Annotated in this window: 24 protein-coding genes and 1 riboswitch; of the genes, 4 read left to right on the top strand and 20 right to left on the bottom strand. The window is 57.1% G+C overall.

From position 1 onward, the window contains the following. Positions 1–264: 264 nt before the first annotated feature. Genes A6U95_RS15745 through A6U95_RS15755 form a run of 3 tightly spaced genes read left to right on the top strand, consistent with a single transcriptional unit; the run spans position 265 to position 2,690 of the window. The gene (locus A6U95_RS15745; protein WP_065685127.1) at positions 265–675 is read left to right on the top strand and encodes a GNAT family N-acetyltransferase; all 411 of its coding nucleotides are present in this window, start codon (positions 265–267) and stop codon (positions 673–675) included. Between the two features lie 25 nt (positions 676–700). Then, positions 701–1,390, top strand: a complete 690-nt coding sequence (locus tag A6U95_RS15750; protein WP_065685128.1) for a PAS and helix-turn-helix domain-containing protein — start codon at positions 701–703, stop codon at positions 1,388–1,390. A gap of 19 nt (positions 1,391–1,409) precedes the next feature. Further along, positions 1,410–2,690 (top strand): cytosine permease, encoded by a 1,281-nt coding sequence (locus tag A6U95_RS15755; protein WP_065685129.1) that lies wholly within the window; start codon positions 1,410–1,412, stop codon positions 2,688–2,690. 68 nt (positions 2,691–2,758) lie between these two features. Here A6U95_RS15755 and cobT read toward each other — a convergent pair whose 3' ends face one another. From cobT to cbiB, 6 genes are read right to left on the bottom strand one after another with little or no spacing between them, the layout of a single operon-like run. After that, positions 2,759–3,817: a nicotinate-nucleotide--dimethylbenzimidazole phosphoribosyltransferase gene (gene cobT / locus A6U95_RS15760; RefSeq protein ID WP_065685130.1), complete on the bottom strand. Its 1,059-nt coding sequence runs from the start codon at positions 3,815–3,817 to the stop codon at positions 2,759–2,761. Between the two features lie 4 nt (positions 3,818–3,821). Next, entirely contained in the window at positions 3,822–4,439 is a 618-nt protein-coding gene (locus A6U95_RS15765; RefSeq protein ID WP_065685408.1) for an adenosylcobalamin/alpha-ribazole phosphatase, read from the bottom strand. Positions 4,440–4,448: 9 nt separating this feature from the next. Beyond that, a complete protein-coding gene (gene cobS, locus A6U95_RS15770; protein ID WP_065685131.1) occupies positions 4,449–5,195 on the bottom strand; it encodes an adenosylcobinamide-GDP ribazoletransferase in 747 nt (248 codons plus the stop codon). Further along, entirely contained in the window at positions 5,192–5,737 is a 546-nt protein-coding gene (gene cobU / locus A6U95_RS15775; protein ID WP_065685132.1) for a bifunctional adenosylcobinamide kinase/adenosylcobinamide-phosphate guanylyltransferase, read from the bottom strand. Before cobU ends, cobS begins: the two co-directional genes overlap by 4 nt. After that, complete coding sequence (locus A6U95_RS15780; RefSeq protein ID WP_065685133.1) at positions 5,734–7,275, bottom strand: cobyric acid synthase; 1,542 nt, start codon at positions 7,273–7,275, stop codon at positions 5,734–5,736. Before A6U95_RS15780 ends, cobU begins: the two co-directional genes overlap by 4 nt. Positions 7,276–7,324: 49 nt before the next feature. Further along, positions 7,325–8,281: an adenosylcobinamide-phosphate synthase CbiB gene (cbiB, locus tag A6U95_RS15785; RefSeq protein WP_065685134.1), complete on the bottom strand. Its 957-nt coding sequence runs from the start codon at positions 8,279–8,281 to the stop codon at positions 7,325–7,327. Positions 8,282–8,441: 160 nt separating this feature from the next. Then, a riboswitch (cobalamin riboswitch) is annotated at positions 8,442–8,635 on the bottom strand. 211 nt (positions 8,636–8,846) lie between these two features. On the opposite strand from cbiB, the gene cobD reads away from it, so the two are divergent. Then, positions 8,847–9,920 carry a threonine-phosphate decarboxylase CobD gene (gene cobD / locus A6U95_RS15790; RefSeq protein WP_065685135.1) on the top strand — a complete coding sequence of 358 codons (1,074 nt, stop codon included), beginning with the start codon at positions 8,847–8,849 and terminating at the stop codon, positions 9,918–9,920. A gap of 81 nt (positions 9,921–10,001) precedes the next feature. Here the strand turns inward: cobD and A6U95_RS15795 are convergent, their stop codons facing one another. The 14 genes from A6U95_RS15795 to hybO all read right to left on the bottom strand — a co-directional run bounded on the left by A6U95_RS15795 (position 10,002) and on the right by hybO (position 23,933). Next, positions 10,002–10,751 carry a hypothetical protein gene (locus tag A6U95_RS15795; RefSeq protein WP_065685136.1) on the bottom strand — a complete coding sequence of 250 codons (750 nt, stop codon included), beginning with the start codon at positions 10,749–10,751 and terminating at the stop codon, positions 10,002–10,004. A gap of 210 nt (positions 10,752–10,961) precedes the next feature. Beyond that, on the bottom strand, positions 10,962–11,552 hold the full coding sequence (locus A6U95_RS15800) for a HupE/UreJ family protein (RefSeq protein ID WP_024528480.1): 591 nt from the start codon (positions 11,550–11,552) through the stop codon (positions 10,962–10,964). 60 nt (positions 11,553–11,612) lie between these two features. Continuing rightward, the gene (gene hypF / locus A6U95_RS15805; RefSeq protein ID WP_065685137.1) at positions 11,613–13,949 is read right to left on the bottom strand and encodes a carbamoyltransferase HypF; all 2,337 of its coding nucleotides are present in this window, start codon (positions 13,947–13,949) and stop codon (positions 11,613–11,615) included. Between the two features lie 280 nt (positions 13,950–14,229). Beyond that, positions 14,230–15,258 (bottom strand): hydrogenase expression/formation protein HypE, encoded by a 1,029-nt coding sequence (gene hypE, locus A6U95_RS15810; protein WP_065685138.1) that lies wholly within the window; start codon positions 15,256–15,258, stop codon positions 14,230–14,232. Continuing rightward, entirely contained in the window at positions 15,258–16,373 is a 1,116-nt protein-coding gene (gene hypD, locus A6U95_RS15815) for a hydrogenase formation protein HypD (RefSeq protein ID WP_065685139.1), read from the bottom strand. Before hypD ends, hypE begins: the two co-directional genes overlap by 1 nt. Further along, entirely contained in the window at positions 16,360–16,635 is a 276-nt protein-coding gene (gene hybG, locus A6U95_RS15820) for a hydrogenase maturation factor HybG (protein ID WP_024486886.1), read from the bottom strand. The genes hypD and hybG overlap by 14 nt, the downstream gene beginning before the upstream one ends. Next, complete coding sequence (hypB, locus tag A6U95_RS15825) at positions 16,635–17,597, bottom strand: hydrogenase nickel incorporation protein HypB (RefSeq protein WP_065685140.1); 963 nt, start codon at positions 17,595–17,597, stop codon at positions 16,635–16,637. The genes hybG and hypB overlap by 1 nt, the downstream gene beginning before the upstream one ends. Positions 17,598–17,616: 19 nt before the next feature. Then, positions 17,617–17,958 (bottom strand): hydrogenase maturation nickel metallochaperone HypA, encoded by a 342-nt coding sequence (gene hypA, locus A6U95_RS15830; RefSeq protein WP_065685141.1) that lies wholly within the window; start codon positions 17,956–17,958, stop codon positions 17,617–17,619. Continuing rightward, positions 17,959–18,444, bottom strand: coding sequence for a hydrogenase-2 assembly chaperone (hybE, locus tag A6U95_RS15835; RefSeq protein ID WP_065685142.1), 486 nt, complete (start codon positions 18,442–18,444; stop codon positions 17,959–17,961). Continuing rightward, complete coding sequence (locus A6U95_RS15840) at positions 18,428–18,928, bottom strand: HyaD/HybD family hydrogenase maturation endopeptidase (protein WP_065685143.1); 501 nt, start codon at positions 18,926–18,928, stop codon at positions 18,428–18,430. Before A6U95_RS15840 ends, hybE begins: the two co-directional genes overlap by 17 nt. Continuing rightward, positions 18,928–20,622, bottom strand: a complete 1,695-nt coding sequence (gene hybC / locus A6U95_RS15845; protein ID WP_065685144.1) for a hydrogenase 2 large subunit — start codon at positions 20,620–20,622, stop codon at positions 18,928–18,930. Before hybC ends, A6U95_RS15840 begins: the two co-directional genes overlap by 1 nt. Further along, positions 20,600–21,799 carry a Ni/Fe-hydrogenase cytochrome b subunit gene (gene hybB / locus A6U95_RS15850; RefSeq protein WP_065685145.1) on the bottom strand — a complete coding sequence of 400 codons (1,200 nt, stop codon included), beginning with the start codon at positions 21,797–21,799 and terminating at the stop codon, positions 20,600–20,602. Before hybB ends, hybC begins: the two co-directional genes overlap by 23 nt. Further along, positions 21,786–22,796, bottom strand: coding sequence for a hydrogenase 2 operon protein HybA (hybA, locus tag A6U95_RS15855; RefSeq protein WP_065685146.1), 1,011 nt, complete (start codon positions 22,794–22,796; stop codon positions 21,786–21,788). Before hybA ends, hybB begins: the two co-directional genes overlap by 14 nt. 3 nt (positions 22,797–22,799) lie before the next feature. After that, a complete protein-coding gene (hybO, locus tag A6U95_RS15860) occupies positions 22,800–23,933 on the bottom strand; it encodes a hydrogenase 2 small subunit (RefSeq protein WP_065685147.1) in 1,134 nt (377 codons plus the stop codon). Between the last annotated feature and the right edge of the window lie 416 nt (positions 23,934–24,349).

Genomic DNA, 24,349 nt, shown 5'->3' on the forward strand with positions numbered 1-24,349 from the left:
CTGTTGGCAAGTTAGCTTGCTCTTGTCACTACCCTCTGCCCTTAAGGGCGTATCCCTGGTGAAGCACAATATTTTCTATTCGGTATACTCTTGAGAAAGGTCAATTATTCCCGTCTCTTGCCAACAACATACCCATTTTTTGCCACCAGGAAAACAGGTGAAAAACACCCTTGTAATCATTACCAATAAATGTTAACAAAAGCTAATCAATACAGACACTTTAATGAACATTTGAATTATTAGCATGAAAAGGAAGGATTAGCCATGAAGATTAACGTAACGGACACTCCAAATCCGCAGGACGAAGAGTTTGTGATTGATAGCCTCTGGGCGCACAATCATCAGTATGATGCGGTAGATATTCATCCGTTATTCCTGACAGTCACCGACGATAGCGGGCAGATCGTAGCCGGGCTGGTTGCCAGAACCTGGTGGGGTGGATTAGAAGTCCAGTACCTGTGGGTAGGTGACGAATATCGCAAAAAAGGCTACGGCCGTGACCTGATGCTGCGGGCAGAACAGGAAGCCGTCAAGCGCGGTTGTCATATGGCCTATGTCGATACCTTCAGTTTTCAGGCGCAGGCGTTTTACGAAAAACTGGGGTACCAACCTTATGGCAACTTAGCGGGCTATGCGCACCGCCATACTCGCATCTATTTAGCGAAAAACATCTGATAGCGCTGAAGTATGAGGGGTTCAAATGGATTCATTTTGGCAGAGCAATGAATTATATTTAAAAGGTCTCATCACCATGATGGAACATTTAAATGAGCCTTGGGGCATTAAAGATTTATCTTCACGCCATATTTATATGAATAAGGCGGCCTATCTTTATACCAACACACCTCTCAATTTCGATATTGCGGGCAAGCTTGATGCCGAATTCCCTGCCGATTGGGCAGAGTTCGCCCCCGACCTGCAAGAACACGATAGAAAAACCGAAGGAACGCGGGATCGCGTAGCCGTCATCGAGACGCACTTCTGGTACGGCAGCGACAGCCTGGTCCCCTTTATCAGCGAAAAATTGCCTATTTATAATGACAAGGAAGAGCTGGTTGGCACCATGTGGAACGCCCGTCCGCTGGACAGTTTTTCACCACTAAAATATATCAACCAGCAAAAACCCAGCATATTAACCACCGAAGTCAGCATCCAGATTTTTACCCAGTCGGAGCTGGATATCATATTTTTGATGCTGCAACGCTACACCAACAAAGAGATTGCCAGGTTATATGACGTCAGCAATAAAACCATAGAAAATAGAATCTACAACATCTACCAAAAAGCCGATGTGCATACGCTCCAGCAGTTCGAAGAGTATTGCAAACAGGTGAATTTAGACAGCTACATTCCAGGACGCCTGATTGAAAAAGGTATCCAATTTATTTAAACGTTAACGAGAGATTATCGTGATTAAAATTGAAGACTACCCATTGAGCCGGGTACCGCAGGATAAGAGGGTCTCCTTCCTCAGCGTCGCCATCGTGCATATGGGTATGCTAACGGCCTTGGACCAGTTTATGTTGGGTGCCGTATTGGGCAACTCAATGACCCTGACCGATGCCTTTATCGCCATCTCTATTGGCAGCTTGATTTTTGGAGTCGTGACGTTCGGGCTAGGTTTGGCCGGGATGAGAGAAGGCATTTCCGGCAGCCTGCTGGCTCGCTGGTGTGGCTTTGGCCGCATAGGCTCGGTGCTTATCGGCCTGGTAGTGGCCGTCAGCCTGTTGGGCTGGTTTGGCATTCAGAACGCCATCTTTGCCAAATCGCTTAACTTCGCCTTGGGCGATCGCCTGGGCTTCCCGCTGTCAGCCTCACTCTCCGGCCTGTTTTTGACGGTGCTGGTCGCTTTTGGTTTTAAAGCGCTGCGCATCACAGCTCGTATTGCGGTGCCGCTGTTTATCCTGCTGGTGTTCTTTATTTCCTATAACGTCCTCTCTGGGCAGAAACTGCATGAGGCCATTCTGCTGGCACCGATGGGGGAAGCGTTGACCATCAGCGCGGGCATCACCATCGTGGTCGGCGGCGCCATTGTTGCCAGCCTGATGACTCCGGACCTGACCCGTTACTCCAAAAACAAACGTCACGTGTTTGGCATTACGCTGCTGACCATTATTGCCGGTGAATTCGTGGTTAACGGCCTGGCGATTTTTATTGCCAAAACGCTCGGCACCGCAGACGTGGTAACGATCATGGCCCAGAGTGCGGGCGGCATCGGTTTGCTGGTGGTGGTATTCTCCACCCTGCGCGTTAACGATCTGAACCTCTATTCGTCGTCCTTGGGCGTGGTGAATGCGGTTGAAGGGATTACCGGTAAAAAGCTGAAATACACCGCAACCACGGTGATTATCGGTCTGTTGGGCACGCTGCTTTCGGTTCTGGGGATCCTGGATCGGTTTGTGGATTTCCTGACCGTGCTGGGCGTGGTATTCCCACCGATCCTCGGCGTCATGCTGGTAGACTATTTCCTGCTGCGCAGCCACCGGGCAGCCTTGGACGCCAGCCGTCAGCTTGGACAACTGCCGCAGGAAACGCCGCTCATCGGTTGGGCAGCGATTATCGCCAGCATCGTCGGTAGCGTGATTGGCCTGGTGACGGAATGGGGCGTGCCAACCATTAACTCACTGCTGGCAGCCAGCGTGATTTACTGGCTGTTTAAACGCCTGTTTGGCCGGGCAACCAGCCTGTAAACCGCCTAGTTCCAAGAACGCGAAACAAGCGGGCGCAGCATTCTGCGCTCGCTCAGTTAATCAACCGGTCAGGTCGCGCTACCGGGAATTACGATATTACTGTCCGCCAAGGATCCCATCTGATTAAACATCACGCAGGCCGCATCCACGATATGCATGGCAATGGCGGCACCGCTGCCCTCCCCCAGCCGCATATCCAGATGCAGATAAGGTGCCAATTGCAGGTGCTCAAGAGCCGCAGCTGCGCCCTTCTCCGCAGAGAAATGGGACGGCAGCAGATAATCCCGAGCCTGAGGCGCAATGCCGCAGGCCGCCAGCGCAGAAGCATAAGAGAGAAAACCATCGAGGATCACCGGCAGACCGGCCGCAGCAGCCCCCAGCATCACTCCAGCCATTCCCACCAAATCGTATCCACCCAGCTTCGCCAGTACGTCCAGCGCATCTTGGGTATCCGGCTGATTTACCTCAATAGCCCGACGCACCACATCCACCTTGTGGTGCAAACGATCGCTGGGGAAGTTGGCTCCAATGCCGACCACTTCCTGCGGATCGCGGCCGGTAAAGACGCTGACTAACGCCGCGGCCGGCGTCGTATTAGCCATCCCCAACTCGCCAACGCCAAACAGTTTCACCCCAAGCGCCGCCTGTTCCAGCGTCAGTTGAGCCGTGGCCAACAGCAACTCCTCCGCCTGCTGGCGCGTCATCGCCGCACCGCGCGCAATGTTGGCGCTGCCGCGTCCGACTTTCATGTCGATCAGGCCCGGCAAGGGTTCGCTGTCGATGCCAACATCCACCAGCTTTACCTCGGCACCAGCATTGGCGGCCAATACGCAGACGCCGGTATTGCCTTTCACCATATTCAGCGCCTGGATCACCGTCACTTCACGCGGTGACACCGCCACCCCTTCGGCATAAACACCGTGATCGGCCATCATGACGATGATTTGTTTGCGGCTGGCGGCCATCCCACTAAAACCGCGCATCCCGGCTAACTGGGTTGCCAACTGCTCCAGGCGGCCAAGGCTGCCCGGTGGCTTAAGCAGGCCATCAATCTTTGCCGCTGCCTGTTGCATGGCGGCCGCGTCCAACGGCTTAATCAGGTCGATTAACGATGACAATGTTTGCATAACTTTATTCTCTGCTTGCAGGCTGCCATTGAGCCTGGCTGTTAAATACTTTTAGCGTGACAAAACCCTGGTTGAGCTCCAGCACGCTGTAGGCTCCCTGGATAAACGGGAAATGCCACATCCCAGCGGCAGGCAGCTTTAGCAGCCCGGCCAGCAGCAGGCTCAGAGAGCCTTGGTGCGCCACCAGCAGACGATCGCCATCGCCCGGTTCGTTCAGCAGACGTTGGGCCTGTTGGCCGATCCTATGTGAAAACAGTGGAAAGGACTCCCCCGCTGGCGGGCAGGCTAGTTGCCAATCCGCCACCCAGTCGGCCCAGGCAGCACTATCCTCCCGCTGTAAATCCTGGTGATGGCGCATCTCCCAGTCACCAAAATTCATTTCGTTAAAGCCGCCGTCGGGTTGGATCACCAGTTCCCGCTGCCCAAGCACGATCTCGGCGGTATGTCGGGCGCGTCTTAACTCACTGCTGATCGCCTGGGTAAAAGGCACCTCGGCCAGCCATTGTGCGATCTGCCTCGCCTGCTGCTCACCTTGTTCGGTCAACGGCAAGTCGGTCATGCCGCAAAATACGCCCTGCCGATTCGCCGCCGTTTGCCCGTGTCGTACCAAAAATAGCCGCATAGCGCCCACTCACAGCAGTGCCAGTAAGAAGATCAACTCGGCAATTTCTATCGCCGCACCCAGGGTGTCACCCGTTTGCCCACCCAGACGGCGGCGCAAATAGACCCGCAGCAACAGCACGGCGATCAGCGCACAGCCAAGCGCAAACAGCCCCTGCCCATGCGCTAACAAGGTGACCAAAGCGGCCCCTAGTACCAGAGTGAACAGCGTTTGTCCGCCGCTGATCTTGCCAATATAAAGGTTCCCCAGCCCGTTACCCTCACGGGCATAGGGCTGGCGATACATCATCAATACCACCAGGCTCCGGCAAGCCACTCCTGCTGCCGCCAACGTGGCCAACATCGGTACACCACGCAGTGCCAGTTCGCTGATCACCAACACCTTGGCCACGACGATAAAGATCAGCGCCAGCCCACCATTGGTACCTAGGCGGCTGTCGCGCATGATCTCCAACATTTTTTCCCGAGTGCGGGCCGAGAATACGCCGTCACAGGTATCGGCCAATCCGTCGAGATGGAAGGCACCGGTTACCAGAGCCAACGCCAGCACGTAGCCCAACGCCGCCAGCGGCACCCCACACCAGGGAGCCAACAGGGCGAAGACGGCGCCGCCAATTGCACCGACGATCAGGCCAATCAAGGGGAAACCGATGATGCCACGCTGGTAATTATCCATCGCTAATCCCTGTGTCCAACTGGCAGGCAGCGGGATACGCGTCATCAATTGCAGGGTGGCCCAAAACAGTCGCAAACTCATTTGATCTTGACCTCAATACCAGAAATTACCAAAAGCACCGACTCGGCAGCGGCGGCCAAACGCTGGTTAACACGCCCGGCAATATCACGGAAGTGTCGTGCCAGACGGTTTTCGGGCACGATGCCCATCCCCAGTTCGTTGGTGACCAGATAGATCGCCGCCGGGCTGCGAGCGCAGGCGGCCAGCAGATCGTCGATCTGCCGTTGGATTGCCGTTTCAACCACGGCAAAATCGATGCTTTCCACCGGCGTCTCCCCGGTCAGGTCAAACATCAGGTTGGCGATCAGTGTGGTAATACACTCCAGGATCACCGCCTCTCCCGCCGCCGCCTGTTGGTCGATCACGCTGGCCAGTTGCTGGCTCCCCTCCCAGGTACGCCAATGCGCAGGCCGGGCCTGGCGGTGCAGCTTAACCCGTTCGGCCATTTCCTCATCGGTGACCACCGAGGTGGCGATATACAACACCCTGTCACTGACACCGCTCGCTAACCTTTCGGCCAGCGAGCTTTTGCCGCTGCGTGCTCCGCCGGTGATCAGGATCATTGGGGCCCCGTTTGTTGGTGCTCGGTCATCAAGCGGTAAATTTTATTCATATCAATATGTTCCCGCATCTTATCGGCCAAGAGATCAAACTGTTGCTGCTTATAATCGGCATAATCGAAAGCCGGGCCGTCATAAACCGGCAACCCTTTACGCTGGCGCAGTTGGTTTAGCAGCGCCCGGCAAAAAGGTGCGCTGTCGAATAGGCCATGAATATAGCTGCCCAGCACGTTACCGGTGGAGTTAACAGCCCCGTCAAAAGCGCTGTCCGGTTGGCCGTTACGTAGGGAAAGGCGGGAGAAAGGCGTAGCCTCTGAGCCAAGCTGGGTGGTGCCCATATGGATTTCATAACCAACGATATCCTGCTCGCCACAGCCAGACCAGAGGCCGGGCAACCCAGGCTCACATTGTGCTGTCACCTGTGTAGTGACTTTTTGCGGTGCGAAGCGGGTGGTGACATCCAGCAATCCCAAACCCGCCATCTGTTCCAAACCGGATTCCACGCCATCAACAATGTGCTTGCCGAGCATTTGGTAGCCGCCGCAAATACCCACGATCTGCACTCCGGCCTGATGCCGATCCTGCAACGCCGCCGCCAACCCGCTTTGTTGTAGCCACTGCAGGTCCCCGAGGGTGTTTTTGCTACCCGGCAGGATGATCAGATCGGCACCGGCCAGCGCCGCCGGGTGCGAAACATAGCGCAGCCCTACGTCCGGCTGGGCCGCCAAGGCATTAAAATCGGTAAAGTTGGACATATAGGGCAGCTGTACCACCGCGATGTCCAGCTCATGGCTACTGCCTGTCGGGGCATACTTACCATTTTGCAACGCCACACCATCCTCATCTTCCAGATCGATATTCAACCAGGGCATCACACCCAGCACCGGCACGCCAGTCAGCGCCTCAATCTGCTCCAGCCCCGAGTAGAGTAAGGCAATATCGCCACGGAATTTATTGATGATTACCCCTTTCACTCGGGCTTTCTCTTCTGGCTCTAGCAGGGCCAGTGTGCCGTAAATAGCGGCAAACACCCCGCCACGGTCGATATCCGCCACCAACAACACTGGCGCATCGGCAATCGCCGCCATGCCCATGTTGACGATGTCGCGGTCGCGCAGGTTGATTTCCGCCGGGCTACCTGCCCCCTCTAGCACCATGATGTCGTAGCCGCTGGCCAGGCTGTGATACACCTCGCTGATTTGTTGCTGTAACTGCGGCTTGTACTCGTGATAGCTGACCGCGTCCATATTGCAGGCCACTTTGCCCATCAGCACCACCTGCGCCTGGCAATCGCTGGTCGGTTTGAGCAGTACCGGGTTCATCCGCACATCGGGTGCGATACTGGCGGCTTCGGCCTGAAAGATCTGCGCACGGCCCATCTCTTCGCCACGGGCGGTAATGCCAGAGTTAAGCGCCATATTCTGCGATTTGAACGGCGCACAGCGATAGCCATCCTGCATGAAGATCCGGCACAGACCAGCCACCAGCACACTTTTACCCACATCGGATGCGGTTCCCTGCACCATCACACACCGTTTCATCACTTATTCTCCACGTCGCGCTGGCTGAGCCGCGCAAACAATTATTATTTCAAGCATCAAGCCATAGCAGGCGCAACGCTGCAAACAGCAGCAGAGCCAACAGCGAGGCCGTCATCATCAGACGCGTGCTGCGGGGAATATCTGCCAGCTCGATCTCCCTGCGAGCCTCACCGATCCACGGCTTGTCGACCCGCTGACCAAAGTAGTTGTTAGGACCGCCAAGCCGCACTCCCAGCGCTCCAGCCACGGTGGCTTCCGACCAGGCGCAGTTTGGGCTGGTGTGCTGATAGCGATCGCGCCAGCCAATGCGAAACGCCTGGCGAAAGTCCAAACCATTCAGCCAAGCCGCACAGCTCAGCAGTAGCCAGCTAAGCCGCGCCGGTAACCAGTTGGCGAAGTCATCCATCCGCGCCGACACATAGCCAATAGCGCGGTATTTCGGCGTTTTGTAGCCCACCATTGAATCGAGGGTGTTAACCGCTTTATACGCCATCGCCAACGGCGCTCCGCCTATCAGCAAAAAGAACAGCGGCGAAATGACGCCATCCACACTGTTTTCTGCCACCGTCTCCACCACCGCCCGGGTGATTTGCGGTTCTTCCAGTTGTGAGGTATCCCGCCCGACAATCCACGACAGCTTGCGGCGGCTCTCCTCAAGATCGGCACTTTGCAGTGCCCGGTGAACTTCCATGGCAGCCTGTTCCAGACAACGCCCGGCGAGCAGGGTATAAATCAGCCAGACTTCCGCCAGCCAGCCCAACCACGGGTGGATATACTGCATCAGTGATAACAAGCCCCAACTGACCAGCCAAACCAACCCGACGACGCCCAGCCACAGCAGCCCGCCGCCAAGTTTTAGCGCTCTCTCGCTATGGCAAATCCGGCGGATCGCGCGTTGAAGCACCGTGATCAGGTTACCGATCCAGCGCACCGGATGCGGCCAGTGCGGCGGGTCGCCTAACAGGCTATCGAGCAGAAAGGCCGCGAACCAGGCTAGCAGCGTCATGGCACGCACCTTATAGCCACGAACGATAAAGCCTGATGGTGGGTTACTGGCATAAAAAAATCCCGACCTCTCGGGCGGGATTTGGGAGTCAAAAGGATACGACCAAGCAGTGCAATATAGCTGCACGTATCTCATGACAACCCCCTTCCCACCGAAGGTGTTGAACGTGTGACCAACTGGCCGGTCTTCTGGCTTAGCGTCATCCTCGTCCACTCCCTTCCCAATCCTCAGATCAGTGGCGCAGCGGACTCGTCGGCATCACAGCAGCGGGGGCTGCGGGGGAGTTACACCCCCTTCCCAACCACAACCTGTCATCGTGCAGGGTGTGGGATATCCAGTTGGCAATAATACGGTTAATCACAACGTTATCAGTTCAATGAACTCAACGCTTCAATTTATCACTTAGTTTTCATCTCGATAGCCTCGACAATGGCCTTGCCATAATAACCTGTTGATATCGCGAATACACGCCATTAGATCCGGCATTCACCTTGGTTTGCACAGGATTAACGGCGATTACGCTGTGTTATCCTGCATGCAAATTTGACAGGGGAATAGCAAAACCGTGAGTGAACATGGTGGTAACGTACTGGAAATGGCGTTGAAAAACGGTCTGGATCCGGCCGAGATGATTGATTTCAGCGCCAATATCAATCCATTGGGCATGCCCGCCAGCCTGAAGGCGGCGATTATCGAGCATCTGACCAGCGCCGAATGCTATCCCGACGTCGAATACCGGCGTTTGCATGCGGCATTGGCACGGGTTCATCACTGCCCGGCGGAAAATATCATGGCGGGCAACGGGGCCACCGAGCTGATTTACGCCATAGTGAACCGGCTACGCCCCCGCACGGCGCTGCTCCTAACGCCTGGGTTTGCCGAATACCGCCGGGCATTGCAGCGGATTGACTGCCAGATCGAGGACTTTCCGCTGGATGAAACCGGTGGTTTTCAACCCGATGAGCGGCTGCTGCAGGTGCTGGCCGAGCGCCAACCGGACTGCCTGTTCCTGGCCACCCCCAACAATCCGACCGGGCTGATGCCTGACCCCTCGCTGTTGCAGGCCATTGTCGCCTGTTGTCGCCAGCACAATATTGCGTTGATCGTTGATGAAGCCTTTATCGATTTTCTGCCGGATACACCGGGCCTGATCCCGCAGATGGCAGAGTATTCCCGCCTTTATATCCTGCGTTCGCTGACCAAATTCTTCGCCATTCCCGGTCTGCGACTTGGCTATCTGGTCAGCAGCGATCGCGTTGGCCTGGAACAGATGAAACAACTGCGCGAACCCTGGACCATCAATGCCTATGCGGCACTGGCCGGCGAAGTGATCCTCGACGATCTCGATTACATCCAGCAAACCCACCAATGGCTGGCAGAGCAACGTGCTTGGTTGTTTGACGCGCTGACAGCCTTGCCGCACTTGCGTATCTGGCCAGGGGCGGCGAACTATATTTTCCTACGCTGCCTGCGCCCCGGCTACGATCTGCAACAGGCGTTGTTGCAGCACCGCATCCTGATCCGCCACTGTGCCAACTACCCTGGCTTGTCCACCGACTATTATCGGGTAGCGATCAAGAGCGAAGCGGCCAACCGCAAGCTGATAGCCGCGCTGCAACAGGTGCTGGTGGAGGACTGAGGCGTTTTTAGGCGCCAAACGTTAACCTGTTTATTATCTTAACGGGCGCTATTTTGGGCGAGGGTTTACGGTGGATTTTTGCTAAAAACGATGTTCGAGCAACTTATCCTGCTCTACGGGATAGGCTTTACCATCGAACTTGAGCTCGACGCGGGTCTTGGCAACGACTTTGTTGCTTTCCACGCAATCCTCCCCTTTTCTGCTCGCCCCCTTGTGCGTCGCTATGGTCTGTAGCTGCAGATCCTGGAAGCCGTTATGTGCGCTCTTGCCAAGCGCCAATGCGCGATTGGTCGCGGCGAAATCCCCGGCACACTGGCCATCCCACTCACCGCTATATTCATTCATGGTCAGATTATTAAGCACCAAAGTGACTTGCTGATCTTGCAGGGTATAGAGGTTAAGCCGTTCGATGCTGATGGGATTGACCGAGGAGGAGCCGCGGTGGATAAAACGCACCCCGAAGGCGCGTATCGCCGGAGATAATTGGTAGCGCGCAGTGTCGATGGTCACGCTGCTGGTATAGATGGCGTCATCCATAATCGCCCTGGGATGATATTTGCTGGCCAGCACCTTGCCGGACTGGCTATCGACCACCAAAACGGCGACGTCATAGTCGGTAAAATCGGGTTGGGCCTCCTCCTTGGGCTCCAGCATCAGCACCGCAATGGTTTTTTCCGGAGCATAGGGCCACACCTTGCAGGTGGAGAGTTCGGTATTCATGGTGGTTTTGGCGGCAAAGGGCTTAGCCAGATCGGCAAGGAAAGGCTGGCAATCGGCCAGAGAAGAAAAAGAAACCAAGCATAACGAAAGTAAACCTATAACCCTGTTCATAGCAACGTTCCCTGTAACTCTTGAATTAACTCATGCAGTTAAAAGTTGTGCGGAAGATAGCGCAGTACCAAGCGCACTTGGTGTGCAGGGAATCTAACTATAAAATAGGCACAAATCCAGCCGCTTGTTATTTTTTGAGATAAACAGGGTGACTGCTGGCAGCTATTGCAAAGTCACTGCCAGCAAACCGTGGTGAGTAAATTGATAAACTCAGATCACTCCACTGAGCAGGCCGATCCCCAGCAGCGATGAACCGCCACCAATCACCCGCGCCCAGCCGCTATGCGTAGACGAAGACGCCAGCAGATAGCCGATACCCAACCCAGCCACGTGCAGCAACACCGTTGCAATCACCATACCGGAAAGCGCCGCCACCGAATGAGAAAGCTCCGCGCCGTGGGCCAGACCGTGGAAGATGGCAAAAGCGCCAATAATCAACGCGCCCGTTATCGCCGACAGTTTCAGCTGTAAGGCAACCATCACCCCTATGCCCAGCAGCGAGGCGGCAACAATAAACTCAGTGCCTGGCACGGTCACACCTGCCATGCCAACCAGCGCACCGGTCAGCAATAAACCGGCAAACACCAGCGGAGCCAGCCACCACCGTTTGGTGTTCATGGCACTCCAGATGCCCACCAGAACCATGGCGACCAGATGGTCCATCCCGGTCAGCGGGTGGATAAAGCCTTCGGTAAAGCTTAATACGTGATGCGCGCCACCGTCATGGCCCACATGGGCAAAGGCCAGCATGGGGAACAGCGCCAGTAGGGATACAGCCACAGCTTTGACATTAATACGCATAATGAATACCTAAATTTTCTAGTGAATGAAGGTGGTGGTTTTACTCGTGAAAACAGTTGATTACGTTATAAATTCATCCTTATGCCTGCCTGAAATAAGTCGGTTGGCGGCAATCAGCGCCTGTCCCAAGGCCACCCCACCATCTCCTGCTGGTAGGCGGGATGGCAGTAAGACCTGTGTTCCGTCCAACTGCTGAAGCAAGAGTTGCCGCAACAGAACGTTATGCATGACTCCACCCGACAGCACGACGGTATTGATGCCGTATTGCTGCATGGCTCTACGGGCCAGTGCGGCAAACCCTTGGGCCAAGGCAACATGAAACGCATAAGCGCGCTGCGCCGCGGGGGCCTGATAGGCCAGCCATTGCCGCCAGAAGGTGGCCAGATCCAGCTGATTATCGAGCAGCGGCAACGAAACCGGCGGTTGATGAGGCGGACTTTGCCATGCCAAAGCTTCCAACTGACAGGCGGCCTCACCCTCCCAGGAAAGTTGTTGCGGCACGATCTGCAATGCTGCGGCCACCGCATCAAACAAGCGCCCGGCCGAAGAGGCCAGCGGCGAGTTGATTTGCCGCTCTACCGCCCGCAGTAAGATCGTCGCCTGCGGTTGAGGGATCGCCGCGGCCTCTGGCAACGTCTGCCAATCGGGGACAAAACGCTGTAACTGGGCCAACAGGTTGCGCCATGGCTGGCGGGCGGCAACATCGCCCCCCGGCAATGCCACTGCGGGCAAGCCGCCCAGATGCTCACAATGCTGATAATCCACCAGCAGACATTCTCCGCCCCACAGTTGCCCGTCAAGGCCATATCCCAGCCCATCCAAAGCCAGACCAATCACCTTACCGCCGTCGCGAGGCCAGCCATGTTCTGCCAGGCAGGCAACAAGATGGGCATGATGATGCAACGTGGTGACGCAAGGGATCGCCAGCTCTGCCGCCAACACCTGGCCCTGCTGATGGCTGAGATAACCGGGGTGGGCATCGATGGCGATCGCCTGCGGCACCACGCCGTAGATTTCACCAAACAGCGCAAGCAGTTGCTGCTGCTGTTGCCGGGTGGCTTCATCCCCCAGCGAGCCTAAATGCTGGCTGACCACCGCCTTGTCACCCCACAGCAGGCAAAAGGTGTTCTTGCTGTCGGCCCCCAGCGCCAGAATGGCCGGTTGGGCGGTAAAGCCAGGGGGGAGAGGCATCGCATCCGGGACATAGCCACGTGCCCGACGCAGCATCTCACTGCCCTGATCGGTCAAGCGGACTAAAGAGTCATCGGCTCGCTGGACGATCTCGCGGTTATGCAGCAGCCAGACGTCGGCCACGTCAGCGAGTTCTTCCAGTGCCTGCTGGTTGCTCAGCGCTGGTGGTTTACCTGCCGGGTTGCCGGAGGTCATCACCAGTGGCCGCGCAACCTGTTGCAACAGCAGATGTTGCAGCGGATTAGCCGGTAACATCACCCCTATCTCATTGAGCCCCGGCGCAATCTCGTCGCACAAGGGACTTTGCGGGTGAGCCATTACCAGCACTATCGGGGCTGGTGGGCTACGCAACAGCTTTAACAGTGCCGTCGGTTCCGCGACCTGAACACATTGTTGCAGCCAGCAGGTATCCGGCATCATCACCGCCAGGGGCTTGGCCGGGCGATGTTTTCGAGCTCGCAGACGCTGGACCGCAGCAGGATTGGTAGCGTCACAGGCCAGATGAAAACCGCCGATCCCCTTCACCGCCACGATCTGCCCGGCAATCAGCGCCTGCGCGGCCAGTTGCAGCGCGTCATCGGCGCTGGCGGTAGTTTGGCCTGTGGCATCGCTGAGCCACAGGTGCGGGCCACACTCCGGGCAGGCGGTAGGTTGTGCATGAAAACGACGGTCGGCAGGATCCTGATACTCCGCCAGGCACTGCGGGCACAGCGGAAAAGGCTGCATCGAAGTATTGGGCCGATCGTAGGGCATCCGGCGGATAATGGTAAACCGTGGGCCACAGTGGGTGCAGTTGATAAACGGATAGTGATAGCGCCGGTTATGCGGCATGTTCAGCTCTGCCAGACAGGCATCGCAGGTGGCCGCATCCGCCACGATATGGGTATCCACTTGCCCCGCGCCGCTGCTGGCAATGGTGAAACTCGCTGGCTGCTGCGGCCAGTTAAAAGGTGTAGAGGTGACGCTATCGATCCGCGCCAGGGGTGGACACTCTTGCGGCAGTACACGCAAAAAATCCGTTATGGCGGGTGATTGCCATAGCTTAACGATCACCCCGGCGCCGTCATTGCTGACCTCGCCGCGCAGGTTAAAGCGCTGCGCCAGCAGCCAAACATAGGGACGAAACCCGACCCCTTGCACCTTGCCCTTGATCCGCAGGCGAAGGCCATTGCTGCTGGCGATATTCTCCGGCTCAAAATCTGCCATGTTGTGTTAACTCTCCTGTTGCCCTGGCGATCTTTTCCGCGCTTCCTAAAAGGGAAGAAGGTGATTCGGAGCCTCGGTCAGTTATCGTGATCAATCTGTATCTCCCTCACCCCAACCCTCTCCCTAAGGAGAGGGAGCTGCTTTGGTGTCGTTAGCGGGTCCTGTTATCCCTCACCATCGGCTGTGGTCAAGTGATCCTCTGCCACAAACGAAAACTCGATCGGTCCCCTCTCCCTGTAGGAGGGTTAGGAATACCCACACGCTTCCGCCAACCGAATCACTAACAGATCCGTGGCAGAGGCTCATCCAACGGCAGATCCAGCCGACGGGAAACCCCGAACAACCCGGTGAGGCTCACCTGCTGGCGCTCGGTGGTATGGCCAATCACCGCCGCATCGCGCCCCAGCGGATGCTGATGCAGAGCAGCCAACACTTCAGCCTCAGCCTCGGATGCCACCACCAACACCAGCTTGCCTTCGTTGGCAAAGTTGAGCGCATCCAGCCCCAGCAGTTCGCAAATCCCCCGCACCGCCGGTTTCAACGGCAGTGCCGCCTCCGAAATCGCCATGCCACAGCCGCTAGCAGCGGCAAACTCATGCAGCACCGCCGTCACGCCGCCGCGCGTCGCATCGCGCAAAGCGCGCACTCCGGCAATCGGTAACAATGGAGCAATCAGCGGAGCCAGCAGCGCGCAATCGCTGCTTAATTCACTCTCCAGGCCCAGCCCTTCACGCAGATTCAGAATGGTTGCGCCGTGATCGCCCAAGGTGCCGCTGACGATAATGCTGTCACCCAGGCGGATGTTAGCGGCCCCCCAGTGGACGCCAGCCGGGATGGTTCCTAACCCGGTGGTATTGATAAAGATTTTGTCTGCCGCACCGCGGGGTACCACTTTGGTATCGCCGGTCACAATCTGGATCCCGGCCTGCTGCGCCGAGCTGGCCATCGACTGGACGATGCGTTCCAGCGTGGCATACGACAACCCTTCCTCCAGGATCATGGCGCAGCTCAGATAACGCGGCTGGGCACCACTGACGGCTACGTCGTTAGCAGTGCCGCAAACCGCCAGTTTGCCGATATCACCACCGGGGAAGAAAATAGGATCGATAACGTAACTGTCGGTCGATACGGCCAAACGATCGCCCGAGATGGCGAGCTCATCCAGTGAGATTCGTGCCTGATCTTCCCGGGCATTTAACGCCGGATTGGCAAAGGCGGGCAACATGAGTTCTTCAATCAGGGATTGCATGGCGCGGCCACCGCTGCCATGGGCCAGGGTAATTTCTCGCCCGTTGTTCACTTCACGCATTACGCGGTCTCCCTACGATACTGATAGTAAGCCGAACAGGCCCCTTCTGAGGACACCATCAAGGCACCAAAGGCGTTCTCTGGCGTACATTGGTTGCCAAACAGCGGGCAGGCATCCGGTTTGCAGCGCCCGGTCAACACTTCACCACAGCGCGAGCGCGGATCGTCCGCTACCCGCTGCGCCTGCGGCTTAAACCGCAGTTCGGCATCAAAATCCGCATACTCCGGTTTGATCTGCACACCAGAGTGGGCAATCTCGCCCAGCCCGCGCCATTCGCTGCTCTCTTTCAGGCCAAACACCTCTGCCATCGCCCGCTGAGCCAGAAGATTGCCCTGTTCGGGCACGATGCGCCGGTATTGGTTTTCTACCGCGCAGCGGCCATCACGCAGTTGCTCCAGCAGCATCACCAAACCTTGCAGAATGTCCAACGGCTCAAAGCCGGTCACCACCAGCGGCTTATGATAATCCGCAGCGATGAACTGATAGGGTGCGTTGCCGATCACCATGCTCACGTGGCCCGGTGCCAGGAAGCCGTCGATGCGCACATCGGGCTGCTGCAACAGGCTGCGTAAGGTTGGGATCAGGGTAATATGCTGGCAAAACAGGGTGAAATTGCTCAACTGACGCTGGCGGGCTTGCTGCAACGTTAAGGCGCTGGCGGGCATGGTAGTTTCAAAGCCCAGGCCAAAAAACACCACTTCGCGCTGGGGGTTATCCGCCGCCAGCTGTAGCGCATCCAGCGGCGAATACACCACCCGGATATCGGCACCACGGCGGCGAGCATCCAGCAACGACCCATTGCGGCCAGGAACCCGCATCGCATCACCGTAGGTGCAGAAAATCACCTCCGGATGGGCGGCAATCTCCAGGCAGCTATCAATACGCCCCATCGGCAATACGCAAACCGGGCAGCCGGGGCCGTGGACAAATTCCAGGCTTTCCGGCAACAGTTGGTCAAGACCAAACTTGAAGATAGCGTGGGTGTGGCCACCGCAGACTTCCATCACCTGTAACGGCAGGCGCTGCGACTGGGGAATGGCTAGCATCAGCGTTTCGATGCGCCGTAACAACGCCTGACATAGCGCCGGATCGCGGAATTCATCAACGTAGCGCATTGGCATCCTCGTCATCCCGTGCCAGCCCGACGGCGCGCATATGCTGCAATGCTGCCAGCGTTTCCAGCGCTTCCTGTTCATCGAGCAGGCTCATGGCAAAGCCGACGTGCACCAACACCCACTGGCCGATCAGTTCCTGCGGTGATCCTTCACAGACCAGCGCAATATTGATCCTGACCGCCACACCGCACACGTCGGCCCAGGCCAGTTGGTGGATATCCTCCCCGACTGCGGTCACCTTACCGGGCACACCGAGGCACATTATTGTTCTCCCAGCCAGTTCAGCCAGAGATCCATTCCCTCACCGCTGGTGGCCGACAACGCGATCACCTGGATGGACGGATTAACCTGACGGGCAAAGGCGATGCAGTTTTCCACCGAGAAGTTTACATAGGGCAGCAGATCAATCTTGTTGATGATCATCAGCGTAGCGGCGGCAAACATATGGGGGTATTTCAACGGCTTGTCTTCCCCTTCCGTCACCGACAGCACCGCGACCTTGTGCCGTTCGCCCAGATCGAAGCTGGCCGGGCAGACCAGGTTGCCGACGTTCTCGATAAACAGCAGGCTGTGATCCTGCAAATCCAGGCGGTGTGCCGCGTCGTGTACCATCTGCGCGTCCAGATGACAGCCCTTGCCGGTATTAACCTGAATGGCCGGTACGCCGGTGGCGCGAATACGCTCGGCATCGTTACTGGTTTGCTGGTCGCCCTCAATCACCGCGCAGGGTAATTTGCCCGCCAATCGTTCCAGCGTGGCCGTTAGCAAGGTAGTTTTGCCCGAACCTGGGCTGGAAACCAGGTTCAGCACCAGAATATGTTGCGCGGAAAAGTGTTCGCGGTTGTGGGCCGCCAGATGGTTATTCTTGCTCAGTACGTCCTGTTCAATCTGCACCAGACGGCGCTGCCCGATACCCGGTGCGTGACTCCCCGCCTCGCCGTGCCCATAGTGTAGGTCTTGCGAATGCGGTTGCACCTCTGGCGTAAAACGTTCCGCCGCAGCGACACCCGCGTAATGGTGATGTACATCGCCTTGATGGTGATAGTGATGATGGTGATGGATCACTATGCCTGCCGGTGCTTGATGTTCCCCGTCGTGATGATGATGATCAGGATGATGGTGGTGAGCATCATGATGGTCGTGATGATGGTGGTCGTCGTGGTGATGATGTTCGTCACCTTCGATGGTTTTTTCGCCACTGGCGCAACCGCAAGTCGTACACATCGTTATTCACTCCTCAAAATTATTCCACTTCCAGCTGCTTTAACCGCAGGCTGTCACCGCTCTCAACGCGCAACTGGTGGCTGCCGCACTGTGGGCAACCTTCATCATGTTTTTCAATCTGCACGCTCATGCTGCAACTCCAGCACCAGGCGCGTGCAGGCTGGTAGTCCAGCAATAACTGGCACCCCTCTGCCAGCGTATGGCGGGATGCCGAGGCGAAGCTGAAACGCAGCGCGTGCTCTTCAATACAGGAGAGCGCCCCAATTTCCAGCCACACCGCCGTCACCCGTTTTGCTCCGTGCTGCCGAGCCTGCTGTTCAATCAACTCCATCGTGCTCAGGCACAGGCTGATTTCATGCATCTATGCCGTTCTCTGTGACAGGCCAAATAGCGCCCTGCGCCCCGGATTACTGGGGATGTTGCCATCCACCACCGGTAGCGAAAGCGCCATCCGCGCGCTCTGTTGTGCCAACGCCAGCGCCTGCTCGGCCCCCAGATGGCGATCCAACAGAGACATCAGTGAACAGGCCAGGTATTGCCCGCAACCCGCAATCTCACCGACGATGAACCGCACGCTGCCGCAAGGCAGGCTTAACGCCAACTTGTCTCCCACTGCATGGGGTTGCCAAACCTGTTCAGGACCGGGCAACACCAGCAAGCTAAGCATCCACGGCGTGAGAATGGTGCCGACCCACTGCCGTTCAAACAGCTGAAAGCCACAGGCACGCACCGGGATTTGCGGTTGGAAAAACGGCAAATCCTGCATCTCACCGTCGGCAATCGCCTGAAAGGCGGCTTCCAACAGCGCGCTGGGGTTGAGCTGAAAACCGTTAGTCACAGTCTGCATTGGCCACCTCTTTTGGCTCCGCCACCACACCGTTCTCTTGCAGCGCCAGCAACACCTGGGCCAACGCTGGCTCAATCGCCTGGCTGACCACGGCGCTCAGTCCAATTCCGGGCTCCAGCGACTCTGGCACCACGCCCACCAAGGTGAGCCGACGGGGAAACTCATCCGTCAGCCGCAGCGCCATCAGCACGTCGGAAAGCCCCAGTTGATGGGGCGAAACCTTACGGGTAAACAGCGCCGGGATCTCTTCGTCATACAGCACGGCGACGCTGCCCGGAGTAGCACCGGTCAACACCGCGTCCGCCACAATCAGATGATCGCGATCGGCCATCATTTCCATCAATTCCATCCCCGAGGTGCCGCCGTCCAGCACCTCAACATGGGCCGGTAAGCGATAGCGCTGCTCAAGGGCTTCGACGATGCGCACGCCCACCGCTTCATCGCCCAACAACAGATTACCTATGCCTAATACCAAGATTCTCATTACAGCACCTTGACCCTGGTCACTTCATTGCCAGTGGTGTCTACAATATGTACCGCACAGGACATGCACGGGTCGAACGAGTGGATAGTTCGCACCACCTCCAGCGGTTTGCTAGGATCGGCCACCGGCGTGCCAACCAGCGAGCGCTCGTAAGGACCGGGCTCATCGTTAAAGTTGCGTGGCCCGGCGTTCCAGGTTGAGGGCACTACCGCCTGATAGTTGGCGATCTTGCCGTCCTTGATGACCACCCAGTGCGACAACGCGCCGCGCGGGGCTTCGATAAAGCCCACGCCCCGGATCTCACCGGTCAACGGAATATTCGGTGGGATAAAGGTTTCGTGGTCGCCGCTGCCAATGTTGCTCACCAACGCCTGCCACTGCTGGCCCAGGGTTTCATGCAGCACGCAGGCATGTACCGTACGCCCGACAATGCGGCCCAGGGTCGACGGCAACTGATCGGCGGTTAACACTTTGCCGGTCAGGGCCTGGTAATTGCTGTTGACCTTGGCAAAATATTTCTGGGTTGGCGGGTGCTCGGCTTGCAAGGTACACATCAGCCAGGCCAACGGCCCCATCTCTACCGCTTTACCGTAGAAGGTAGGCGCTTTTACCCAGGAGTATTTGCCATCTTCCTGCCAGCCGGTATATTTAGGCCGCGTCAGCCCTTCCCACGGCGCCAGCGGTTCATCGTCCTGATACCAGGCGTGCTTGCCGCTCTCCTGAATACCCTTGATCAGATACTCATCGCGCTGGTTGGCGATCGGTCGGAACTTGCCGTTCTCCAGATAGCCCCCCGGCATCAGGAACTGGTCGCCTTTACGATCGATCGGCAACTCCGGTACGCAGAGATAGCAGTCTGAGCCTTTGCCAAGGGTTAGCCACTCAGGGTAATGCGCCGCGATCACCGCGCTGTCCACCAAGTACACCTGCTCGATAAAGTCGCCCAGGCGATCGATAAAGGTTTTCAGGTACATCAGGCGCTCGAGGTTCAGCACGCTAGGCGCATCGAGGTTGATCGGGTTAGCCACCCCGCCCACCGCCAGGTTCTGGATATGCGGCGTTTTACCCCCCAGTATTGCCACTACGCGGTTGGCATCACGCTGGCATTCCAGCGCCTGAAGATAGTGGGCGACGGCGATCAGGTTTATCTCCGGCGGTAACGCCATAGCCGGGTGCCCCCAGTAGCCATTGGCGAAGATGCCCAGTTGGCCGCTGGCGACCAGATCCTTGATCTTCTGCTGCACTCGGGTGAATTCGGCAGCGCTGTTCAACGGCCAGCTAGACAGGCCACTGAGCAAATCGGCAGCCTTCTGCGGATCGGCCTTCAGCGCCGAGGTGACGTCCACCCAGTCCAGCGCCGAGAGCTGATAGAAATGCACGATATGGTCGTGAATGCTGTGGGCGGCGGCAATGATATTGCGGATGTACTGGGCATTGACCGGGATCTCCATCCCCAGCGCATTTTCCACCGTCCGTACGGAGGCTAACGCGTGAATGGTGGTGCACACGCCGCAGATCCGCTGGACGATCATCCACGCGTCGCGCGGGTCGTTACCTTGCAGGATCTCTTCCATTCCGCGCCACATGGTGCCGGAGGACCAGGCTTTAACCACCTTGCCGTCTTCGATTTCACAGTCGATGCGCAGGTGGCCCTCAATACGGGTGACGGGATCAATGGTGATGCGTTGGCTCATGCTCTACCTCTAACTGGTTGTTTTCATTATTATGTTGATGCGCAGGCAGCACCGGTAACAACCGGATCAACAGGATGTACGCACAAACTTCAATTGCCACAAAGCCGATGGAGATCAGCAGTTCGCTGGCCGTCGGGAAATAGTGGTAGCCATTGCCAGGGTCGTAGGCCAGCAACGCGTAATTCAGCCGCCAGAATGAGGCCCCGCAGACCATGCTCAGCGCACCGAGAAACAGCAGGCGTGAGTTGCGGCGGTTACGCTTCCAGCGGAACATCACCAGCGGCACCAACATCAACAGCGTTTCCACCCAGAATGAGATGGCAAAGCGATCGAGATGCCACAGATAGTCCGTTTTGCCGCGCCAGATCAGCTCCCCAAAGCGCAGCACAATAAACAGCAGTAAGAACCCATCGATGATGTAGGTCATGCGGGCAAACAGCGGCGTTTCCTCGGGCCCTTTCCCCCGCAGCCCGGCCTGCACCAGCGAGCCTTCAAATATCACTATCGAGAAGCCCAGGATCCCCGCCGTCAACAGCGAGAACAGCGGTAGCATTTCGTAGCTTTGCCACAGCGGGTGGATTTTGATCCCCGCCGCAATCATCAGCGAACCCATCGAGGATTGGTGCATGGTTGGCAGCAATGCGCCCAGGGCGATCACCAGGAACATCACCTTGTTGAGCCGTTTGAGCGACACCTTCCAGCCCAGCCGTTCCAGCAGCGCCGGGGCAAACTCCAGCGCCACGATACCCACGTAGATCGTCATACAGACCGCAGTTTCAAACAGCACCGACGAGGTGTTGAAATGGCCGGGGATATAGAAGTAAGGCAGGTTCCAGTAACGGCCGACGTCGATGGTGATCGACAGCCCGCCCAGCGAATAGCCGAACAGGCTGGCCAACAGCGCAGGCCGCACCAGCGGGTGATATTCCCCCCGGTTGAACACATACACCGCCCAGGCCAACGCCCAGCCGCCGCAGGCCAAACCGGTGCCCACCAGCAGATCGAATGCGATCCAGATACCCCATGGGTAGCCACCGTTCAGATCGGAAACATCGCCCAACCCCAACACCAGACGTTTTAGGATCAGCAACAGGCACAGCACCACAAACGGTGCCAGCATCATCACCGGCCAGCTCACCAGCCGCCCGCCGAGTGGCTGCGTTTTATGCGTCGTCATGTTTATCTTCCTTCTTGTCCTGACGCTCGTTACGCTGGTTGCGCTGCACCAGGAAGGTGATCCCGGCCAGAGCGGCAAACGGCAACACCATGCCTTTGTACAGCGTGTGCTGGATATGCTCGGAACGCGCACCGGTTGACAACTCCTCCAGCGCTGGCAAGCCGAGATCCTCGAAAGGCACGCCGGTCAGCACCAGCACCTGCGTTCCGCCGCCCTCGTGCTCGCCATACAGGTGCGGTTGGTAATGCGGCACCGGGTGTTCGTAATGATCGTTGCCCTGCAGGGTTTGGCGCGGGTAACGGTAATTTTCACCGGGCTTACTGGCCAGACGCTGCTTGGCTTCGGCCATTAACTGCTCGCGAGTGCCAAAGATCACCGCCCCGGTTGGGCAGACTTCGACACAGCCTGGCAGCCCGCCCTGATCCAGCCGGGCAACGCCTTTCTGGTTACAGAGTTCGCATTTGTGGATCTTGCCGAACGGGTTGTCGTAGTCGTATTTCGGCACGTTGAACGGGCAGCCCACCATGCAGTAGCGGCAACCGGTACAGACATCCGGGTTGTAATGCACGATGCCGGTTTTGGCATCTTTGTGCAGCGCCTGGACCGGGCAGACGGATACGCAGTTAGGATCGACACAGTGCATGCACTGCTTTTTGATATAGGCGTAGCCATTGTCCACCTGGTCTTTGTGCTTGCCGTCTCCGCTGGTCCACACCTGAATAATGTTGTTGGTGTAAGGGCTGAGCTTGTCGTTGTTCGACCAGGTCGCTTCGGTACCCGCGTAGGCATAGGTTTCGCCATGCGGTTCATCGGTATGGTTAATACGTTGGCATTTGCTGACACAGGCCTGGCAACCCACGCACAGGGTCGAGTCATACAGCATGCCCAGCGAGTTGGGGATGGGCTGCTTGTTCTCCGGCCCGGCCTGCGCCACAGGGGCAACCCCTGCCAACATCGCGCCACCGCAGGTCAGTTTTAGAAAGTTACGTCGATTCACGGCTTACTCCTTGCTTGGCGGCTGCTCGTCGTCTTTACGCTGCGTTTTTTGCTGCCGCCCCAGCTCTTTCACCGCCATCAGGCTGACCCCGGCAACCAGGCCGACGACACCGCCAAGCAATCCCATCGCCGTTGGGCTGACATGCCCGCCTTCGACGATACCCACTTCGGGTTTGGCGTTTCGTGGGGTAGGATTTTCGACGCTAGCCAACTGGGCGATCCCTTTGGTAAAGCCGATACCCTCCTCGTTACAGCCGTAGCAGGGGTGGCCGATCCCGACCGGCCAGATGCCACCGCCCACGTCGCAGAACTCCAGCGTTGAGCAGTTGCCGTAGGTTTCTGGCCCCTTGCAACCAAGGTGATACAGGCACCAGCCCTGCCGATGACCTTCATCACCAAACTGTTTGGCAAAACGCCCGGCGTCAAAGTGCGGACGGCGCTCGCAGTTTTCATGGATCAGACGGGCATAGGCGAACTCAGGGCGATTTTTAGCATCCAGAGCCGGTGGCCGTTGATAGGTGATGATATGGGCCACCGTCGCCAGGAAGTTGTGCGGGTTAGGTGGGCAGCCGGGAATGTTGATCACGGTTTTGCCGGGTAAAATATCCTGCAGGCTGACCGCGCCGGTCGGGTTAGGTCCGCTAGCCGCGACGCCGCCCCAGGCAGCACAGGAGCCGATGGCGATCACCGCAGCGGCGTGCTCTGCCGCATTACGGATATGCTCAACGATCGGCTTACCCGCCACCATGCAGTAGACGCCGCCATCCTTCATCGGAATGGAGCCGTCGACCACCAGCACGTATTTCCCTTTGTATTGCTCAATCGCGCGGTGCTTGTTTTCTTCCGCCTGTTCACCGAACGCAGCAGAGAGGACTTCGTGATATTCCATGGAAACCACGTCAAGCAACAGGTTCTCGATCGTTGGGTGAGTGGCCCGTAACAAGGACTCCGTACAGCCGGTACATTCCTGAGCCCCGATCCAGATGACCGGTGGCCGCTGTGGCGAACCTACCGAGTGGGCTATTTCGGCGGCGGCTTTGGTGCTGAGCCCCATGGTGGCGGCCAGTGCCGCACATAACTTCATAAAATCGCGGCGATTCACGCCATCCCGGAAAAATGTTTGATTTTCCCTTATCATTATTATCTATCCCCTGTTGATGACCGACATGCAAGCCCGTAAACACAGTGTGCGGGTGGTTAATATATTGTTATTTTCCGGCTGCCCTGAGTTGATCTTTATCAACCTTTGCTGAGGTAACAGTTAATATTTGCGTAACATGAGAAAAATCGCTTCAGCAAAAAATATTTTTCTTGCATATTTATCTTGCTGGATTTATTCGCGCACGTATTTAAATAACAATAACTCTCATTATCTTTTAAATAAAAATCCTAATGCCGTTAAATAATACACCAACCAAACAACAAGAATAATTATGTATTCTCTCGCATAGTTTTGTAACAATTAATATCCCCCCTGCCTCAGCATAAGCTTTACGACACAATCAAGCGTGGTGAGTATAGGAAAGGCGGGGGCAGGAAAACACGTAATATGCC

Source organism: Serratia sp. 14-2641 (assembly GCF_001692375.1).
GTDB lineage: Bacteria > Pseudomonadota > Gammaproteobacteria > Enterobacterales > Enterobacteriaceae > Chania > Chania fonticola_C.

Excerpts from the sequence above, each read along its gene's own strand:
- A6U95_RS15745 (WP_065685127.1), top strand. The coding sequence starts at position 265 with ATGAAGATTAACGTAACGGACACTCCAAATCCGCAGGACGAAGAGTTT.
- A6U95_RS15750 (WP_065685128.1), top strand. The coding sequence starts at position 701 with ATGGATTCATTTTGGCAGAGCAATGAATTATATTTAAAAGGTCTCATC.
- cobT (WP_065685130.1), bottom strand. The coding sequence starts at position 3,817 with ATGCAAACATTGTCATCGTTAATCGACCTGATTAAGCCGTTGGACGCG.
- A6U95_RS15765 (WP_065685408.1), bottom strand. The coding sequence starts at position 4,439 with ATGCGGCTATTTTTGGTACGACACGGGCAAACGGCGGCGAATCGGCAG.
- cobS (WP_065685131.1), bottom strand. The coding sequence starts at position 5,195 with ATGAGTTTGCGACTGTTTTGGGCCACCCTGCAATTGATGACGCGTATC.
- cobU (WP_065685132.1), bottom strand. The coding sequence starts at position 5,737 with ATGATCCTGATCACCGGCGGAGCACGCAGCGGCAAAAGCTCGCTGGCC.
- A6U95_RS15780 (WP_065685133.1), bottom strand. The coding sequence starts at position 7,275 with ATGAAACGGTGTGTGATGGTGCAGGGAACCGCATCCGATGTGGGTAAA.
- cbiB (WP_065685134.1), bottom strand. The coding sequence starts at position 8,281 with ATGACGCTGCTAGCCTGGTTCGCGGCCTTTCTGCTCGATAGCCTGTTA.
- A6U95_RS15795 (WP_065685136.1), bottom strand. The coding sequence starts at position 10,751 with ATGAACAGGGTTATAGGTTTACTTTCGTTATGCTTGGTTTCTTTTTCT.
- A6U95_RS15800 (WP_024528480.1), bottom strand. The coding sequence starts at position 11,552 with ATGCGTATTAATGTCAAAGCTGTGGCTGTATCCCTACTGGCGCTGTTC.
- hypF (WP_065685137.1), bottom strand. The coding sequence starts at position 13,949 with ATGGCAGATTTTGAGCCGGAGAATATCGCCAGCAGCAATGGCCTTCGC.
- hypE (WP_065685138.1), bottom strand. The coding sequence starts at position 15,258 with ATGCGTGAAGTGAACAACGGGCGAGAAATTACCCTGGCCCATGGCAGC.
- hypD (WP_065685139.1), bottom strand. The coding sequence starts at position 16,373 with ATGCGCTACGTTGATGAATTCCGCGATCCGGCGCTATGTCAGGCGTTG.
- hybG (WP_024486886.1), bottom strand. The coding sequence starts at position 16,635 with ATGTGCCTCGGTGTGCCCGGTAAGGTGACCGCAGTCGGGGAGGATATC.
- hypB (WP_065685140.1), bottom strand. The coding sequence starts at position 17,597 with ATGTGTACGACTTGCGGTTGCGCCAGTGGCGAAAAAACCATCGAAGGT.
- hypA (WP_065685141.1), bottom strand. The coding sequence starts at position 17,958 with ATGCATGAAATCAGCCTGTGCCTGAGCACGATGGAGTTGATTGAACAG.
- hybE (WP_065685142.1), bottom strand. The coding sequence starts at position 18,444 with ATGCAGACTGTGACTAACGGTTTTCAGCTCAACCCCAGCGCGCTGTTG.
- A6U95_RS15840 (WP_065685143.1), bottom strand. The coding sequence starts at position 18,928 with ATGAGAATCTTGGTATTAGGCATAGGTAATCTGTTGTTGGGCGATGAA.
- hybC (WP_065685144.1), bottom strand. The coding sequence starts at position 20,622 with ATGAGCCAACGCATCACCATTGATCCCGTCACCCGTATTGAGGGCCAC.
- hybB (WP_065685145.1), bottom strand. The coding sequence starts at position 21,799 with ATGACGACGCATAAAACGCAGCCACTCGGCGGGCGGCTGGTGAGCTGG.
- hybO (WP_065685147.1), bottom strand. The coding sequence starts at position 23,933 with ATGATAAGGGAAAATCAAACATTTTTCCGGGATGGCGTGAATCGCCGC.